Here is a 16,077-nt window from a genome sequence, read left to right on the forward strand (position 1 = left end):
TTAGATTATGAGAAAACAACTGTATATATTAGTGATTACACTGCTTTTAATAGGCTGTAAAAAAGAAGAAAAGGCACCAGCAACAACAGAAGACGATGGTTTGGTTAGAGTTACCCAGGCACAATTTCAATCCGCAGGAATGGTGATTAGCAGCCTTGTAATGAAAGATTTTGACGAAACCATAAAAGTATCTGGCAAGATTGATGTTCCGCCTCAAAACAGGGCAAAAGTGACTACTTTTATTGGTGGCTATGTAAAGAGCACACAACTTTTGGTGGGCGACAGAGTTAGCAAAGGACAAGCTTTATTAACCCTTGAAAACACAGCTTTTATCGATATTCAAAAAGAATATTTAGAAGTAGCAGAGCAGTTAAAATACCTCAAATCTGAATTTATTCGACAAAAAACCTTGTATGACGAAAAAATAACCTCACAAAAGAACTATTTCAAGGCGGAAAGCGAGTACAAAAGAGCGATGGCAACCTATCAGAGCTTGAAACAAAAACTGATTTTGATGCACATTAGCCCTGTTCAGGTGGAGAAAGGCAAATTCACATCGGTGATAACTATTTACGCTCCAATTTCTGGTGATATTGTGATTATGAATGCGAATGTAGGAATGCTGATGGCGCCGGAAGATGTCATTCTAGAAATTGTAGATACAGATCATTTGCACTTGGAATTAGCTGTGTTTGAAAAAGACATTTTGAAAGTGACTAAAGGGCAAAAAATCAAATTTACCGTTCCCGAAGCCACCAAGGAAGTCTTTAATGCCGAAGTACATTTGGTAGGGAAATCAATTGAAGGAAATGACAGAACCATTAATGTTCACGGGCATTTAGAAGACGAATCCAAGCAAAGATTACTTACGGGTATGTTTGTAGAAGCGGCCATTATTTTTGATACTAAAAAAGGATTAGCAGTACCTACAGAAGCTATTATGAAAGAAAACAACAAGTATTACGTTTTTACTTTGGTTACCAATAAAAATGGGTATGCCTTCAAGAAATTAGCTGTATCTTTAGGAGAACAAAATGAGGATTTTAGTGAAATACTACCAAATACTACCATCAACGCTTCAACTAAAATCTTGACCAAAGGTGTTTTTGATTTAGCAGAATAGAAAATTTAACTTAAAAAACAATACTTATGAATGATGCACATTTACACCTTGTGGTGAACCATTTTCCTATTATCGGGACGATTTTAGGATTAGGAATTTTAGTAGTTGGGTTGTTGTTTAAGAACAATTCGGTTAAGAATACAGCGTTTTTTCTGTTTATTGTTGCGGCTATTTTTGCTGCAGTGAGTATGGCAACTGGAGAAGGAGCAGAGGAATTGGTTGAAGATATGCCTAACATCGGTCACAATATCATTCACGAACACGAAGAAATGGCAGAAAAATTGGCTATTGCATTGTATGTTTTGGGACTAACTTCCCTAATTGGCTTGTATTTGAATTACAAAAAATCAGCTAAATCAGTTCTAGTAACTTATGTAGCAGTTATTATTGCTGCGGTAGCTGTATTTTTAGGACAACAAACCGGAACAACAGGAGGAGAGATTCGCCATACAGAAATAAGATCGGTAGCCATTCCAGCTGATGTTCAAATGAAAGACAAGGATTAACTATAGTTTTAACCCAGAATTCGCATTAGACATCGTAGCGAAACTGAATTATTCAATAAAAGCAAGAGCTCACGGACTATTTTTGAAGAAGGAAACAACGTTCAGCGAATACCTATATAAATATTAACCAATGAGCTAATACTTTTGTATTTTGAATTTAAAAATAGGAGTAAGTTCTTGGTTTTGAAGAAGAAATTCATTCACTGAACTCCACTAAAATTATAAAAATGGTGAAGTAATTTAGTTGTAGTAGATTTCTAATGCGGAATATGGGTTTAAGCTAATAAAAAAAGGATGTCAAACCAATGACATCCTTTTTTATTGAAATTAAATAACAACATATAGATTAACTCGCGAAGAGTAAAATCAGTAATTGTGCAACCAGAATTCTACTTATGGTTACAAGCGGATACACCGTAGCGTACGATTGATTTGGAATATCCGAATCTAAAAACTTAGTACTAAAAGCCAAGGCTGCAGGATCCGTATAAGAACCACTCATGATTCCCACCATTTGGTAAAAATTGAGTTTGAATACAAATCGACTAATCAATACCAAAAGAATAAGAGGAATAAATGTGATGAAACATCCATAATACAACCACATCCAACCATTGTTAGCTACAAAATTATCATAGAAACCATGTCCCGCTTTGATTCCAAGTGCGGCAAAGAATAAACAAATACCAAAATCCTTCATAAAGTGAATCGCCCCGTTATTGATGTATGAGTGAATCACACCAACACCACCATATCTACTAATAAATAAAGCAGCAATTAGCGGACCAGCAGCTAAACCTAATTTTAACGGAACTGGTAAGGAAGGAATCATAATTGGAATAGATCCGATAATAAGACCAAAGATCAAACCTCCAAATAAAGACAGAAAATCTGGTTCTAGTAAGATTTTTTTCGAATTACCGATTAGTTTTTCAACTTCATGAATCGCTTCTTTATTACCTACTACCATTAAAGTATCTCCATAGAACAATTCCAAAGAAGGTTGTGCTAAAATTTCTAATCCAGAACGAATCACACGAGTTACTTTTACATCAAATTGATTGTATAAATCCAATTCTGCCAAGGTTTTGTGAATGGCAGTTTTGTGTGTAACACTTAAAATTCTTGTCGTTACATCATCTTCTGATTCAATGAATAAATCTGTAGAAGCTTTACCAACCACATGAATAAAACTGTCAATATCCTTTTGTTTGGCTACCACCATCAATACATCTTTATCATGAATGATAGATTCCAATGAAGGAGAATAAACAACTTTACTACCACTTTGTTTTTGTCTTGAAATAATTACATTCTCAATATTATTTTCCTTAAATACTTGTTTGAATGTTTTACCTATAATTCCAGACTTTGTGACTCTACATTTCTGACGTACAATAACATTTTCATGCTCTTTATTTTTTTCTTTTAGCATTTTTACTTCCTTCTGTAAATCAATTTTCAGGAAGCTTTTAGCCAAAATTATAAGCAGAATAATACCAAAAACCCCTATAGGATAAGTAATTGCATAGGCAATAGCCGGATCAGAGAAGTGATCTGTGGGTAAATTTAATTGCTTTTGAATTTCAATTAAGGTCGTTTTTGCAGCTCCTAATCCAGGAGTATTGGTTACAGAACCCGACATTAATCCCACTGCATTTTCAATTTTTACATTAGCAAACCAATGGATTAGATACGCAATAACACCTCCTAAAAACACAGTACTTACAGCTAGACCATTAAATACTAAACCTTCTTTTTTGAAAGAAGAAAAGAAAGTAGGCCCAACTTGTATACCAATTCCATAAACAAATAAAATAAGTCCAAATTCTCTAATAAATTGAATTAAATCAGGATTCATGCTAAAACCCAAATGACCTAAAAACAAACCCACAAACATCACAGCAGAGACACCTAGTGATATTTTTCCGAATTTCAATCTCCCGGCAAAAAAACCGATACTAATTGTTAAAAACAACACAATTAAGGATTGAGCCAACTCCGGTTCTTCTGTCGGAGTAAATAAGAATTTTAACCATTCAAACATACTACTAAAATTTAATTATTATTTTTTTTAAGTAATGTAAAAGAACTCAATATTAATAGTAAGGCGCATGATAAAAATCAGTAAATCAACATTTTTCTTAAAAAAAACTATAAATTTGTTATGAAAACGATTGCGAAAGCGAACTTGTATTCAACTAGAATGATACTAAATCGTTATCGTTTTTTTTCTCTTTCATGACATTTATCAGTTCTGATCCAAAAAAACAGTCTTAAATTTGAATGTATCAAAACAAATAGTATACTATAAATAGGGTTAAAAAATATTTAAATTAATAGAATATGAAAAACATTAAAATTATTCAGGAATTACATGATTTAGGCATAACAGGATATCATGAAGTAGTTTACAATCCAACTTATGAAGAATTGTATCAAGCCGAAATTTCACACAGAAGAAAAGGATATGAAAAAGGAGCCCATACCGACACGGGTGCAATAGCAGTAAAAACAGGAGTCTTTACTGGTCGATCTCCAAAAGACCGATACATTGTAAAAGATGAGATTACAAAAGACACCATTTGTTGGGATAAAGAAAGTGGTATTAGTTCACCAAACTACCCAACAACCAAAGCCATTTGGGACGATCTAAAAGCATTAACACTAGAGCAATTATCAACCTCTCCCAGATTATATGTGGTTGATGCGTTTTGCGGAACGAATCCAGATACACGTTTAAAAGTACGTTTCGTAATGGAAGTTGCTTGGCAAGCGCACTTTGTTACTAATATGTTTATTCGTCCGTCTATTTACGAAATAGAAAATTTTGGAAAACCAGATTTTATTGTGATGAATGGTTCAAAAGCAACCAATCCTAATTGGAAAAAACAAGGTTTAAATTCTGAAAACTTTGTCATGTTTAATTTAACAGAAAAAATCCAAATTATTGGCGGTACATGGTACGGTGGAGAAATGAAAAAAGGAATGTTTGCCATGATGAACTACTATCTACCATTAAAAGGAATGGCTTCCATGCACTGTTCTGCCAACGTAGGAGAAGAAGGTGATGTAGCTGTATTCTTTGGACTTTCAGGAACAGGAAAAACTACTTTATCTGCTGACCCAAAACGTTACTTGATTGGAGATGACGAACATGGTTGGGATGATAATGGAGTATTTAATTATGAAGGTGGCTGTTATGCCAAAGTGATCGACTTGAGCGAAAACAACGAACCCGATATCTGGAGAGCTATTAAACGTGATGCCTTGTTAGAAAATGTAATTGTCGATGAATATGGAGAAATCGATTATTACGATCATTCTATCACAGAAAATTCAAGAGTTTCGTATCCAATTTATCATATTAGCAAAATCGTTTTGCCTTCAAAAGCAGGACATGCTAAGAAAATTATTTACTTATCAGCTGATGCCTTTGGAGTGCTACCTCCAGTTTCAATCTTAGACGAAGATCAAGCTCAATACCACTTTTTGTGCGGATATACCTCTAAATTAGCAGGTACTGAAAGAGGAATTACAGCACCAGAACCTTCTTTTTCTCCTGCATTTGGTGAAGCATTCTTGACTTTACATCCAACAATGTACTCTAAAACGTTAATTGCAAAAATGAAAGAACATGGTGCAAAAGCTTATTTAGTAAATACAGGATGGAATGGAACTGGAAAAAGAATTTCCTTAAAAAACACTCGTGCAATAATCGACGCTATCATCAGTGGAGAAATCGATACAGTGCCAACAAAACACATTCCATATCTAAATTTGACCATCCCGACAGAATTACCAAATGTTAGCGAAGGCATTTTAGACCCAAGGGATACCTACAGTAACGATGAGGAATGGGAGATTAAAGCCCAAGATTTAGCTTCACGCTACATCAAATATTTTGAGCAATACACCAATACGGATGAAGGAAAACGATTGGTTGCAGCAGGACCAAACCTTGAACCGGTATTAAATTAATTTTTTTTTTAGTTGTGGCTTGGAACACTTATTTGGGCTAATATCATCAAGTAAGTGTTCTTTTTTTTTTCGTAAACTAAGAAAAAATAGCGTTTTTACTAATTCGACACTGTTTTAACAAAATTATTACAAAAAAAGTAAAACAAAATTTGCTTTTATCGTTTGGTTTGCATTATATTTGCCGCATAAATTTTTACACACGAAAATGTTCGCGACTCAATTACATCATCATCATTTACATTATTGCTCTCAAGCGATGTGTTAATGGTATGTTTGTAAATCATCATATTTTAAAACCCGTTTGAGTACATCAAACGGGTTTTTTTATACCTATAAAGCTGTACTCAAATTTTATCAATCTAAACAAGAAAACTAAAATGAGTACACTAAAAATTGCTATCCAAAAATCAGGAAGATTAAACGAAGATAGCATCCAAATCCTAAAAGATGCCGGAATATCCATAGACAACGGTATCGATCAATTAAAAGCCGAAGCCTCTAATTTTCCTCTTGAAGTATTGTACTTGAGAAATTCGGACATTCCGCAATATCTTATCGATGGAGTAGTAGATATTGCTATTGTAGGCGATAATTTATTAGTCGAAAAAGGAAAAAACATTGAAGTAATTCAAAAGTTAGGTTTTTCTAAATGCAAAGTTTCTGTAGCTGTTCCAAAATCGTTCAATTATACTTCCGTAAAAGATTTGGAAGGCATGCGAATCGCCACTTCTTACCCAAATACAGTCATTAATTTTTTCAATTCCAAAGGCGTTACGGTTGATATTCACCAAATTTCAGGATCGGTGGAAATTGCTCCAAACATAGGTTTAGCCGACGCAATTGTAGATATTGTTTCAAGTGGTAGTACGTTGTTCAAAAACAATTTGAAAGAAGTTGAAGTGATTTTCAAAAGTGAAGCGGTTTTAGCCGTTTCACCTAAAGTAAGTAAGGAATCTCAAAAGATCATCGATACTTTGAAATTCAGAATTGAATCGGTGTTGAGAGCCAGAAGATCCAAATATATTTTGATGAATATTCCCAATGATAAAATCGATGCTGTAGGCAAAATTCTTCCTGTTTTGAGAAGCTTAACCGTATTACCATTGGCTCAAGAGGGATGGAGTAGTGTTCACTCGGTTATTGATAAAGATACGTTTTGGGAAGTCATCGATCAATTAAAAGAAGTTGGCGCCGAAGGAATTTTGGTTTGCCCAATTGAGAAAATGGTGCTTTAAGCCCCCTAACCCCCGAAGGGGGAATTACCGATTAGGTTTAAAAAATTCAAGACAGAAAATAACATTATAATCTTAGCGAACTTTGCGAGCAACCTTTGCGGACTTTGCGGTTAAAAAAAATAGAATAATGAACAAAATATACAATCCAAAACCCGAAACGTGGTCAATCCTCTTAGAAAGACCCACGAAAACAGTAGATGATATAGAAGCTACTGTAAAAGAAATTTTTAAGGAAGTGCAAAAAAAGGGAGATGAAGCCATTACCAAATACACTTCTCTTTTTGATGGAGTTGCTGTAGCCAATCTTGAGGTTACTGCAGAGGAAATCAATGAGGCGATTGCATCAATTCCTCAAGAATTACAAGACGCTATTCAATTGGCAAAATCCAATATTGAAAAATTCCATACCGCTCAAAAAACGACTCGTGTAAGCGTAGAAACCACTCCAGGTGTTGCTTGTTGGCAAGAAAAACGTCCGATTCAAAAGATTGGGTTGTACATTCCAGGTGGAACAGCTCCTTTGTTTTCGACCGTTTTAATGTTGGCCGTTCCAGCGAATATTGCGGGTTGTAAGGAAATTGTTTTGTGTTCTCCTCCAGACAAAAAAGGAAAAATCAATCCAGCCATTTTGTATGCCGCACAATTGTGTGGGGTAACCAAAATTTTGAAGGTGGGTGGCATTCAGGCCATTGCAGGATTGACTTTTGGTACAGCTGCAATTCCGAAAGTGTATAAAATTTTCGGACCAGGAAATCAATTTGTAACGGTAGCCAAACAATTAGCCACTCAGTTTGGGGTTGCTATAGATATGCCTGCGGGACCATCAGAATTGTTAGTTGTAGCTGATGATACAGCCGTTCCAGCCTTTGTAGCTTCGGATTTGTTATCGCAAGCGGAACACGGTACCGACAGTCAAGTGATTTTAGTTTCGACTTCAAAAGAACTAATTGATACGGTTGAAACTGAAATCCAAACGCAATTGGAAGTACTGCCAAGAAAAGCCATTGCAACAAAAGCTATTGAAAACTCTAAATTGATTTATGTTGAAAATGACCAAATTGCTTTAGATTTGATTGACGAATATGGACCTGAACATTTCATTATTTGCGCTAAAAACGAAGATTTTTATGTAAATAACATTGGTAATGCTGGGTCGGTTTTTATTGGAAATTACACGCCCGAAAGTGCGGGAGATTATGCTTCTGGAACCAATCACACTCTGCCAACTAATGGTTATGCTAAAAATTATAGTGGTGTTAATTTGGATAGTTTCTTGAAATCGATGACGTTTCAAAAAATTACAGCCGAGGGCATTCAAAACATTGGTCCTGCTATTGAACTAATGGCAGAGGCTGAAGGATTGCAAGCCCATAAAAATGCGGTGACGTTAAGATTGAAAGATTTAAAAATTTAAAAATTGAAAGAAATGAATTTCAATATAAATGATATTATTCGCGAGAATGTAAAAAAAATGAAACCTTATTCTTCCGCACGTGATGAATTTGAAGATTTTGATACCGCTCAAATGATTTTCTTGGATGCGAATGAAAATCCGTTTGAAAATGGAGTAAATCGCTATCCAGACCCGCAGCAACAATCGGTAAAATCGATTTTAGGGCAAAATAAAGGATTGCAAAAGAAACAAATCTTACTTGGAAACGGTAGCGACGAGGTGCTGGATTTATTGTTTAGAGGATTTTGTGAGCCAAAAACAGATAATATAATTACATTGCCACCAACCTACGGAATGTATAGTGTTTTGGCGAATTTGAATGATGTAACCAACAAAGAAGTATTGTTGACGAATGAATTCCAGCCGAATGTAGAAGCCATATTGGAAGCGGTGGATGCGAATACCAAAATCATCTTTCTCTGTTCGCCGAATAACCCAACGGGGAACTCGTTTTCGGATGAAAGTGTGGTGTATTTGTTGAATAATTTCAACGGATTAGTAGTTATTGATGAAGCCTATATCGACTTTTCTACAAAAGCGAGTTGGGTAAACGAATTGGACGCTTATCCTAATTTGGTTATTACACAAACCTTGTCCAAAGCTTACGGATTGGCAGGTATCCGACTTGGAATTTGCTATGCTTCAGAAGCTATTATTGGGGTGTTGAATAAAATTAAACCTCCTTATAATGTCAATGAATTAACGCAGCAAAGAGCAATAGAACGTTTGCAACAACCTGCTAAAATTGATTTAGAAATTGCCTCTATTATTTCGCAAAGAGCGCTTTTACTTAAAGCATTACTTAAAGTTAATTTTGTTGAAGTTGTCTACCCAACAGAAGCGAATTTTGTATTGATTAAAGTGGATGATGCGAACAAAAGATACGATGAGTTAATCGCCAAAGGCATCGTGATTCGGAACCGAACTACGCAACCCCTTTGCGACAATTGTTTGCGATTGACGATTGGTACAGAAACAGAAAATAAGAAATTGATAGAAGCACTAACTCTGTCAGGGTTTTAAACCCTGACAGAGTTCTAAATAAAATAAAACAAGATGAAAAAAGTACTTTTTATAGACCGTGACGGAACACTAGTTTTAGAACCAGAAGGGTATCAGTTGGACAGTTTGAGTAAATTAGAATTTTACCCTAAAGCGTTTCAATATATGGCAAAAATCGCCAAGGAATTGGACTATGAATTAGCGATGGTTACCAATCAGGATGGTTTGGGAACCGCTAGTTTTCCTGAAGATACGTTTTGGCCTACTCAAAATTTTATTCTGAGAGCTTTTGAAAACGAGGGCGTTTTGTTTGATGATATTTTTGTCGACCGCTCGTTTCCAGAAGACAACGCGCCAACGCGCAAGCCTAGAACGGGAATGTTGACCAAGTATATCGACAATCCTAAGTATGATTTGGCGAATTCTTTTGTGTTGGGCGACCGCTTGACCGATGTGGAATTGGCTAAAAATCTAGGAGCCAAAGCCATATTCTTGAAACAAGAAGAAGGGTTGGGAGCAGCAGAATTGTCTAGTAAAAAAGAGGAATTAGATGCCGTAATTGCCTTGCAAACTACCGATTGGAAAGCAATTTATGAGTTTTTGAAATTAGAAGCTCGTTCAGCTAATATTGCCAGAAAAACGAATGAAACTGATATCAACATTCAGCTGAACTTGGACGGAACAGGAAAAAGCAAAATCGACACTGGAATTGCCTTTTTTAACCATATGTTGGACCAAATTGCGCGTCACGGGCAAATGGATTTAGAGATTTCGGTCAAAGGCGATTTGGAAGTAGACGAACACCACACTATCGAAGATACAGCCATTGCTTTGGGAGAAGTTTTTGCCAAAGCTTTAGGTAATAAATTAGGGATAGAACGCTATGGTTTTTGTTTGCCAATGGATGATTGTCTATCACAAGTGGCAATTGATTTTGGCGGAAGAAATTGGTTGGTTTGGGAAGCTGAATTCAAGCGTGAAATGGTGGGTAAAATGCCAACCGAGATGTTTTATCATTTCTTCAAATCCTTTTCAGACGGAGCAAAAGCAAACATCAACATCAAAGCGGAAGGCACCAATGAACACCACAAAATCGAAGCGATTTTCAAGGCTTTCGCCAAAGCTATAAAAGTAGCTGTGAAACGCGATACGGAGAAAATGATTTTACCAAGTACGAAGGGAATGTTGTAAAATCCCCCTAACCCCCGAAGGGGGAATTACAAAGTTTGAAATTAAAAATATGGAAAAAAATAAAACACAAACTACTTCAACTCCCCCTTCGGGGGCTGGGGGGCTTGTCATCATAAATTACGGCGCAGGAAACATTCAAAGCATTATGTTTGCCATAGAAAGATTGGGCTACAAAGCGGTTTTGAGTAACAATCCTGAGGAGATAAAAGCAGCAGATAAAGTCATTTTTCCCGGTGTGGGCGAAGCGAGTTACGCAATGAAAATGCTACAAGAAAGCGGACTAGACACCTTGATTCCAACTTTGCAGCAACCTGTTTTAGGCATTTGTTTGGGAATGCAGTTGATGTGTCAATCCTCTGAAGAAGGGAATACAAAAGGTTTAGGAATTTTTGATGTGGATGTGGTCAAATTTTCTTCCAAGGTGAAAGTACCACAAATGGGTTGGAACACGATTTACAATCTAAAATCGGATTTATTCAAAGGCATTGCCGAGAATGAATACATGTATTTGGTACACAGTTTTTATGCGCCACTTTGCAAGGAAACCATTGCTACCACAAACTATGAATTAGAATATTCATCGGCTTTAGAGAAAGACAATTTCTTCGGAACACAATTTCATCCTGAAAAGAGCGGTGATGTTGGGGAGAAGATATTAGAAAACTTTTTAAAATTGTAAGATTGAAAAATTTAAAGATTAAAAAAATCCGAAATCTTTAAATCATTCAATTTTTAAATCTTTTAATAAAACAAAATGAGAATAATACCCGCAATAGATATTATAGAAGGAAAATGTGTGCGTTTGTCCAAAGGGGACTACGATACCAAAATTATTTATAATGAAAATCCACTGGAAGTCGCCAAATCATTTGAGGCACACGGAATCGAGTATTTACATTTAGTAGATTTGGATGGAGCCAAATCTAGCCAAATTGTCAATTATAAAATATTGGAACAAATAGCTACTAAAACGAAATTGAAGATTGATTTTGGCGGTGGTTTGAAATCGGATGCCGATTTGAAAATTGCTTTCGAAAGTGGTGCCAACCAAATCACAGGAGGAAGCATAGCCGTAAAAAATCGAGCCATTTTTGAGAAATGGATTGCTGAATATGGTTCGGATAAAATCATTTTGGGAGCAGATGCCAACAATGAAAAAGTGGCTGTTTCAGGCTGGTTGGAGGATTCGAATGAGGATTTGATTCCGTTTATACAAGACTATCAAAGCAAAGGTATTCAGTACGTGATTTGCACCGATATCGCCAAAGATGGAATGTTAGAAGGCCCGAGTTTTGATTTGTACCAAAAGATACTGGAACAAGCCCCAGGGATAAAATTGATTGCTTCTGGAGGGATTTCCACCTTCGATGAATTGCCAAATTTGGCCGAACTTGGTTGTGAAGGAACCATCATCGGAAAAGCTATTTATGAAGGAAGAATCACGCTGAAACAACTTGAATATTATATTTTAAACCAATAGATTTATTCGCAAAGATGCACAAAGTAAAACACAAAGAGGCACGAAAATCTCTGTGTGGCTCTGTGAAATCTTCGTGATGCTCTGTGAAATAACTACACGATGTTAACAAAAAGAATAATTCCTTGCTTGGATATAAAAAACGGACGAACTGTAAAAGGGGTGAATTTTGTCGATTTACGCGATGCGGGCGACCCAGTAGAATTGGCCAAAATCTATTCACAAGAAGGGGCAGATGAATTGGTGTTTTTGGACATTTCGGCTACTGAGGAGCGACGCAGCACCTTGATTGACTTGGTGCGAAAAGTGGCGGCTACTATCAATATTCCCTTTACGGTGGGTGGTGGTATTTCGTCTGTTGAAGATGTGGAAGTACTCCTTCAAAATGGTGCTGATAAAGTGTCTATCAATTCTTCGGCAGTAAAAAATCCTCAATTGATTAATGACTTAGCGCAGAAATTTGGTAGCCAATGTATTGTGGTTGCTATCGATGCCAAACAAATAGAAGGCGAATGGATGGTGCATTTGGTAGGAGGGAAGGTACCAACGGAAATTCGCCTGTTCGATTGGGCGAAAGAAGTAGAACAACGCGGTGCGGGGGAAATACTCTTTACTTCTATGAATCACGATGGAACCAAAAATGGTTTTGCCAACGAAGCTTTAGCGCAACTATCGCAATTGGTTAATATTCCTATTATTGCTTCAGGAGGCGCTGGAAACATTCAGCATTTTGTGGATACCTTTATTGACGGAAAAGCCGATGCAGCTTTGGCAGCTAGCGTATTTCATTTCAAAGAAATTGAAATTAAAACACTAAAAAAAGAACTTAAAAATAATACTATAGAAGTCAGAATTTAAGTCTTATTACTTAATTCTCAATACTTAATACTAACAAAAATGAATGTAGATATTAAAAGTGCTCACGGATTAATTCCAGCCATCATTCAGGATGCTGAAACCAAAAATGTCTTGATGTTGGGCTATATGAACGAAGAATCGCTTCAAAAAACCATAGATACTCAAAAAGTAACCTTCTTTAGCCGTTCGAAACAACGATTGTGGACCAAAGGAGAAGAAAGTGGTAATTTTTTAGAATTGGTTTCCATTAAAAATGATTGTGATGGTGATACCTTATTGATTCAGGCAAAACCAGTGGGACCTACTTGTCATACTGGCGCTGATACGTGTTGGCAAGAAGCGAATTCCGCAAATTATGGCTTTATCTCACAATTGGAGTCGACCATTAAAACGCGTCGTGAAAATGCCGATTCTGAGAAGAGTTATGTGGCTTCTTTATTTGAAAAAGGCATTAACAAAATTGCTCAAAAAGTAGGAGAGGAAGCGGTTGAAGTGGTTATTGAAGCAAAAGATGATAACGATGAATTATTCTTGAGCGAAAGCGCCGACTTGTTTTTTCATTACTTGATTTTATTGCAAGCCAAAGGGTTTCAATTGAATGATGTAGTGGAAGTATTGAAGGGAAGGCAGAAGAAAGGATAAAAGATTTTAGACTTAAGATTTTAGATTTTTTTTTGAATTAAAACACTCTTAAGAATTTGTTTAACATTTTTTACTAGTTTCGAATCTTTAGTTTCAAATAAAACTTATCAAATGTTAGAGAAAATTAACACCGAAGTAAAAATATTGTTTCGTTTTTATAGTAACATACTAAATGATTGGACTGTTGAAACAATGTGCGCTTCAATAATAGATGAAAAAGAGGGTAAATACAAATTAGATAATATTCCTTTTTATGCACCAGTATCTTGTGGCGATATAATTTCTGCTGAATTTAATCAAGAAGAACAGAGGTTAGTTTATAAAGAAACGATAGAGCATTCTGGAAATTCGACAATTCAAGTTATTGTTGCAAAAAATGAGTCAATTGAAAACCTTAGAGAGATGTTTAAATTATTAGGATGTGACTCTGAGAAGTTTAGTGATAGTTATTTTGTAATGGAAATACCTGCTGCTATAAGTTATGTACCTATTCGCGAAAAATTAAACTATTTAGAAGAAGAAAACATTATTTCTTATGCTGAACCTAATTTGTCTAAAAATCATTGGTACTAAAACTTTAGTTGATTACTGTAAACTTCATAAAGTAGTATTATGTATTATTTTAGATTCCCAAAATTCTATTATGCTTCCAAAAACAAAACCTTCTTTTCTTTTAGCCCCGGGAGTAGCGGCATCCTTTTGTAGTGATGGGTTCTAAACCCATTACTACAAAAGATATAGCGAATCACGGGACGATGCTAGCTGAAATACCTATTTTTTCTGCTCCAAATAAAATTTATGTAGGGAATTCTTGTTTTTTTTTTACTGCAAAATCTAAAAAAGTATGTAGTTTTGAAAAAAACTATACCCGATGAAAAAAATAGCTATCCTTCTTTTAATGACTTCGTTTTCGGTCAGTAAAGCCCAAGGATTATTGAATAAAAAGGAAACCATTTTTACCCGACAAGACAGTCTTAGGGGCAGCATTACCAAAGAACGCGCTTGGTGGGATTTGAAACACTATCACTTAGCTATCAAAGTGAATCCTTCGGATAGCACTATTTCTGGGTCGAATACTATTCGCTATCAGGTGCTTCAAGAGAATTCGGTGTTACAAATTGACTTGCAAAACCCGATGGCCATTACCAATGTCACTCAAGACGGTAAACCGTTGACCTACAAGCGTGAAGGAAATGTCTATTTTATCACTTTAACAGCTCCTCAAAAAGTAGGAACAACCAAAGAAATTGTGGTGTTTTATGGAGGAAAGCCAAAAGTAGCTGTTAATCCGCCTTGGGATGGAGGAATTACATGGAAAAAAGATAAAAATGGAAATCCCTTTATCGCTTCGTCTTGTCAAGGATTGGGCGCTAGTGTTTGGTGGCCTTGTAAGGACCATATGTATGACGAAGTCGAAGAAGGAATGCGCATTAGTGTGAATGTGCCTGGCAACTTAACAGATGTTTCTAACGGGCGTTTACAAAGTGTACAAAAGGAAAAAGACGGCACCAAAACCTTTCATTGGGTGGTTAAAAATCCAATCAATAATTATGGGGTGAACATTAATATTGGCGATTATGTTTCTTTTTCTGAGAAATACAAAGGGGAAAAAGGCGACTTGGATTGTACGTATTATGTATTGCGTGATGATTTAGACAAAGCCAAAAAACAATTTCAAGATGTGCCCAAAATGTTGAAGGCTTTTGAGCATTGGTTTGGTCCTTATCCATTTTATGAAGACAGCTACAAATTGGTGCAGGCTCCGTACTTGGGGATGGAACACCAAAGTAGCGTAACCTACGGCAATAAATTTCTGAATGGTTATTTAGGACGTGATTTGAGTGGTACGGGTTGGGGAATGAAGTTTGATTTTATCATCATTCACGAATCGGGGCACGAGTGGTTTGCGAACAATATTACTTATAAAGACATCGCCGATATGTGGATACACGAAAGCTTTACCAATTATTCGGAGAGTTTGTTTTTGGAATACTACTTTGGTAAAGAAGCGGGCTATACTTATGTCCGCGGCATTCGAAAAAACATAGAAAATGACAAACCGATTATTGGAGTTTATGATGTAAACAATGAAGGTTCTGGAGATATGTACTACAAAGGCGCCAATATGCTGCATACTTTGCGACAAGTGGTAAACAATGACGAAAAATGGCGCGAAATATTGCGAGGTTTGAATGCTACTTTTTACCATCAAACAGTGACGACTCAGCAAATTGAAAGTTATTTGAGCGAAAAAATTGGAAGAGATTTGACGCCTGTTTTTAATCAATATTTGCGTGATACTCGCATTCCAACTTTGGAGTATTTCTTTAAAAATAATCAGTTGGGGTATCGTTGGGCGAATAGTGTAGCCAATTTCAATCTTCCTATAAAAGTGTTTTTGAATGGTACCGCACAAATTTTAGAACCTAATAACGAATGGAAAATGTTGCCTTTGGGAACAACAGAAAAACCAACACTTGAAGTGGATAACAACTATTATGTGGGCAGTTACAATATAACGGAGTAGTTCCAAGAATGAAAAATAAAAAAGCTTTCTGAGTTCTAAAAGTGGATACAGAAAGCCTTTTTTAGTTTCATAAAGGAAATAA

At 35.9% G+C, this 16,077-nt stretch carries 14 protein-coding genes; 13 read left to right on the plus strand and 1 reads right to left on the minus strand.

The window, feature by feature from the left end; genetic code table 11:
• Nucleotides 1-7: 7 nt before the first annotated feature.
• Nucleotides 8-1,123 carry an efflux RND transporter periplasmic adaptor subunit gene (locus AO58_RS0111210; protein ID WP_024981792.1) on the plus strand — a complete coding sequence of 372 codons (1,116 nt, stop codon included), beginning with the start codon at nt 8-10 and terminating at the stop codon, nt 1,121-1,123.
• Nucleotides 1,124-1,149: 26 nt separating this feature from the next.
• Entirely contained in the window at nt 1,150-1,629 is a 480-nt protein-coding gene (locus AO58_RS0111215; RefSeq protein WP_024981793.1) for a DUF2231 domain-containing protein, read from the plus strand.
• Between the two features lie 346 nt (nt 1,630-1,975).
• Here the strand turns inward: AO58_RS0111215 and AO58_RS0111220 are convergent, their stop codons facing one another.
• Nucleotides 1,976-3,676, minus strand: coding sequence for a putative transporter (locus tag AO58_RS0111220; protein ID WP_024981794.1), 1,701 nt, complete (start codon nt 3,674-3,676; stop codon nt 1,976-1,978).
• Nucleotides 3,677-3,975: 299 nt separating this feature from the next.
• Here AO58_RS0111220 and pckA point away from each other — a divergent pair, with 299 nt between their 5' ends.
• From pckA to AO58_RS0111280, 11 genes are all read left to right on the plus strand, one after another.
• Nucleotides 3,976-5,610 carry a phosphoenolpyruvate carboxykinase (ATP) gene (gene pckA, locus AO58_RS0111225; protein ID WP_024981795.1) on the plus strand — a complete coding sequence of 545 codons (1,635 nt, stop codon included), beginning with the start codon at nt 3,976-3,978 and terminating at the stop codon, nt 5,608-5,610.
• Between the two features lie 377 nt (nt 5,611-5,987).
• Nucleotides 5,988-6,845, plus strand: coding sequence for an ATP phosphoribosyltransferase (gene hisG, locus AO58_RS0111230; RefSeq protein WP_024981796.1), 858 nt, complete (start codon nt 5,988-5,990; stop codon nt 6,843-6,845).
• 127 nt (nt 6,846-6,972) lie between these two features.
• The gene (gene hisD, locus AO58_RS0111235) at nt 6,973-8,259 is read left to right on the plus strand and encodes a histidinol dehydrogenase (protein WP_024981797.1); all 1,287 of its coding nucleotides are present in this window, start codon (nt 6,973-6,975) and stop codon (nt 8,257-8,259) included.
• 12 nt (nt 8,260-8,271) lie between these two features.
• Complete coding sequence (gene hisC / locus AO58_RS0111240) at nt 8,272-9,321, plus strand: histidinol-phosphate transaminase (RefSeq protein WP_024981798.1); 1,050 nt, start codon at nt 8,272-8,274, stop codon at nt 9,319-9,321.
• A 33-nt stretch (nt 9,322-9,354) separates the two neighbouring features.
• Nucleotides 9,355-10,491, plus strand: a complete 1,137-nt coding sequence (gene hisB, locus AO58_RS0111245) for a bifunctional histidinol-phosphatase/imidazoleglycerol-phosphate dehydratase HisB (protein WP_024981799.1) — start codon at nt 9,355-9,357, stop codon at nt 10,489-10,491.
• A gap of 49 nt (nt 10,492-10,540) precedes the next feature.
• Nucleotides 10,541-11,170 carry an imidazole glycerol phosphate synthase subunit HisH gene (gene hisH / locus AO58_RS0111250; RefSeq protein WP_024981800.1) on the plus strand — a complete coding sequence of 210 codons (630 nt, stop codon included), beginning with the start codon at nt 10,541-10,543 and terminating at the stop codon, nt 11,168-11,170.
• A 75-nt stretch (nt 11,171-11,245) separates the two neighbouring features.
• Nucleotides 11,246-11,971 carry a 1-(5-phosphoribosyl)-5-[(5-phosphoribosylamino)methylideneamino]imidazole-4-carboxamide isomerase gene (gene hisA, locus AO58_RS0111255; RefSeq protein ID WP_024981801.1) on the plus strand — a complete coding sequence of 242 codons (726 nt, stop codon included), beginning with the start codon at nt 11,246-11,248 and terminating at the stop codon, nt 11,969-11,971.
• Nucleotides 11,972-12,070: 99 nt separating this feature from the next.
• The gene (hisF, locus tag AO58_RS0111260) at nt 12,071-12,826 is read left to right on the plus strand and encodes an imidazole glycerol phosphate synthase subunit HisF (protein WP_024981802.1); all 756 of its coding nucleotides are present in this window, start codon (nt 12,071-12,073) and stop codon (nt 12,824-12,826) included.
• A 39-nt stretch (nt 12,827-12,865) separates the two neighbouring features.
• Nucleotides 12,866-13,468 (plus strand): bifunctional phosphoribosyl-AMP cyclohydrolase/phosphoribosyl-ATP diphosphatase HisIE, encoded by a 603-nt coding sequence (gene hisIE, locus AO58_RS0111265; protein ID WP_024981803.1) that lies wholly within the window; start codon nt 12,866-12,868, stop codon nt 13,466-13,468.
• A gap of 111 nt (nt 13,469-13,579) precedes the next feature.
• Nucleotides 13,580-14,041, plus strand: a complete 462-nt coding sequence (locus AO58_RS0111270; protein ID WP_024981804.1) for a DUF4265 domain-containing protein — start codon at nt 13,580-13,582, stop codon at nt 14,039-14,041.
• Between the two features lie 298 nt (nt 14,042-14,339).
• Complete coding sequence (locus AO58_RS0111280; protein ID WP_024981805.1) at nt 14,340-15,995, plus strand: M1 family metallopeptidase; 1,656 nt, start codon at nt 14,340-14,342, stop codon at nt 15,993-15,995.
• Nucleotides 15,996-16,077 lie beyond the last annotated feature (82 nt).

Origin of the sequence: Flavobacterium succinicans LMG 10402 (genome assembly GCF_000611675.1) — a bacterium.
GTDB lineage: Bacteria > Bacteroidota > Bacteroidia > Flavobacteriales > Flavobacteriaceae > Flavobacterium > Flavobacterium succinicans.

Excerpts from the sequence above, each read along its gene's own strand:
- pckA (WP_024981795.1), top strand. The coding sequence starts at position 3,976 with ATGAAAAACATTAAAATTATTCAGGAATTACATGATTTAGGCATAACA.
- hisA (WP_024981801.1), top strand. The coding sequence starts at position 11,246 with ATGAGAATAATACCCGCAATAGATATTATAGAAGGAAAATGTGTGCGT.
- hisF (WP_024981802.1), top strand. The coding sequence starts at position 12,071 with ATGTTAACAAAAAGAATAATTCCTTGCTTGGATATAAAAAACGGACGA.
- AO58_RS0111280 (WP_024981805.1), top strand. The coding sequence starts at position 14,340 with ATGAAAAAAATAGCTATCCTTCTTTTAATGACTTCGTTTTCGGTCAGT.
- AO58_RS0111215 (WP_024981793.1), top strand. The coding sequence starts at position 1,150 with ATGAATGATGCACATTTACACCTTGTGGTGAACCATTTTCCTATTATC.
- hisIE (WP_024981803.1), top strand. The coding sequence starts at position 12,866 with ATGAATGTAGATATTAAAAGTGCTCACGGATTAATTCCAGCCATCATT.
- hisC (WP_024981798.1), top strand. The coding sequence starts at position 8,272 with ATGAATTTCAATATAAATGATATTATTCGCGAGAATGTAAAAAAAATG.
- hisH (WP_024981800.1), top strand. The coding sequence starts at position 10,541 with ATGGAAAAAAATAAAACACAAACTACTTCAACTCCCCCTTCGGGGGCT.
- AO58_RS0111220 (WP_024981794.1), bottom strand. The coding sequence starts at position 3,676 with ATGTTTGAATGGTTAAAATTCTTATTTACTCCGACAGAAGAACCGGAG.
- AO58_RS0111270 (WP_024981804.1), top strand. The coding sequence starts at position 13,580 with ATGTTAGAGAAAATTAACACCGAAGTAAAAATATTGTTTCGTTTTTAT.
- hisB (WP_024981799.1), top strand. The coding sequence starts at position 9,355 with ATGAAAAAAGTACTTTTTATAGACCGTGACGGAACACTAGTTTTAGAA.
- AO58_RS0111210 (WP_024981792.1), top strand. The coding sequence starts at position 8 with ATGAGAAAACAACTGTATATATTAGTGATTACACTGCTTTTAATAGGC.
- hisG (WP_024981796.1), top strand. The coding sequence starts at position 5,988 with ATGAGTACACTAAAAATTGCTATCCAAAAATCAGGAAGATTAAACGAA.
- hisD (WP_024981797.1), top strand. The coding sequence starts at position 6,973 with ATGAACAAAATATACAATCCAAAACCCGAAACGTGGTCAATCCTCTTA.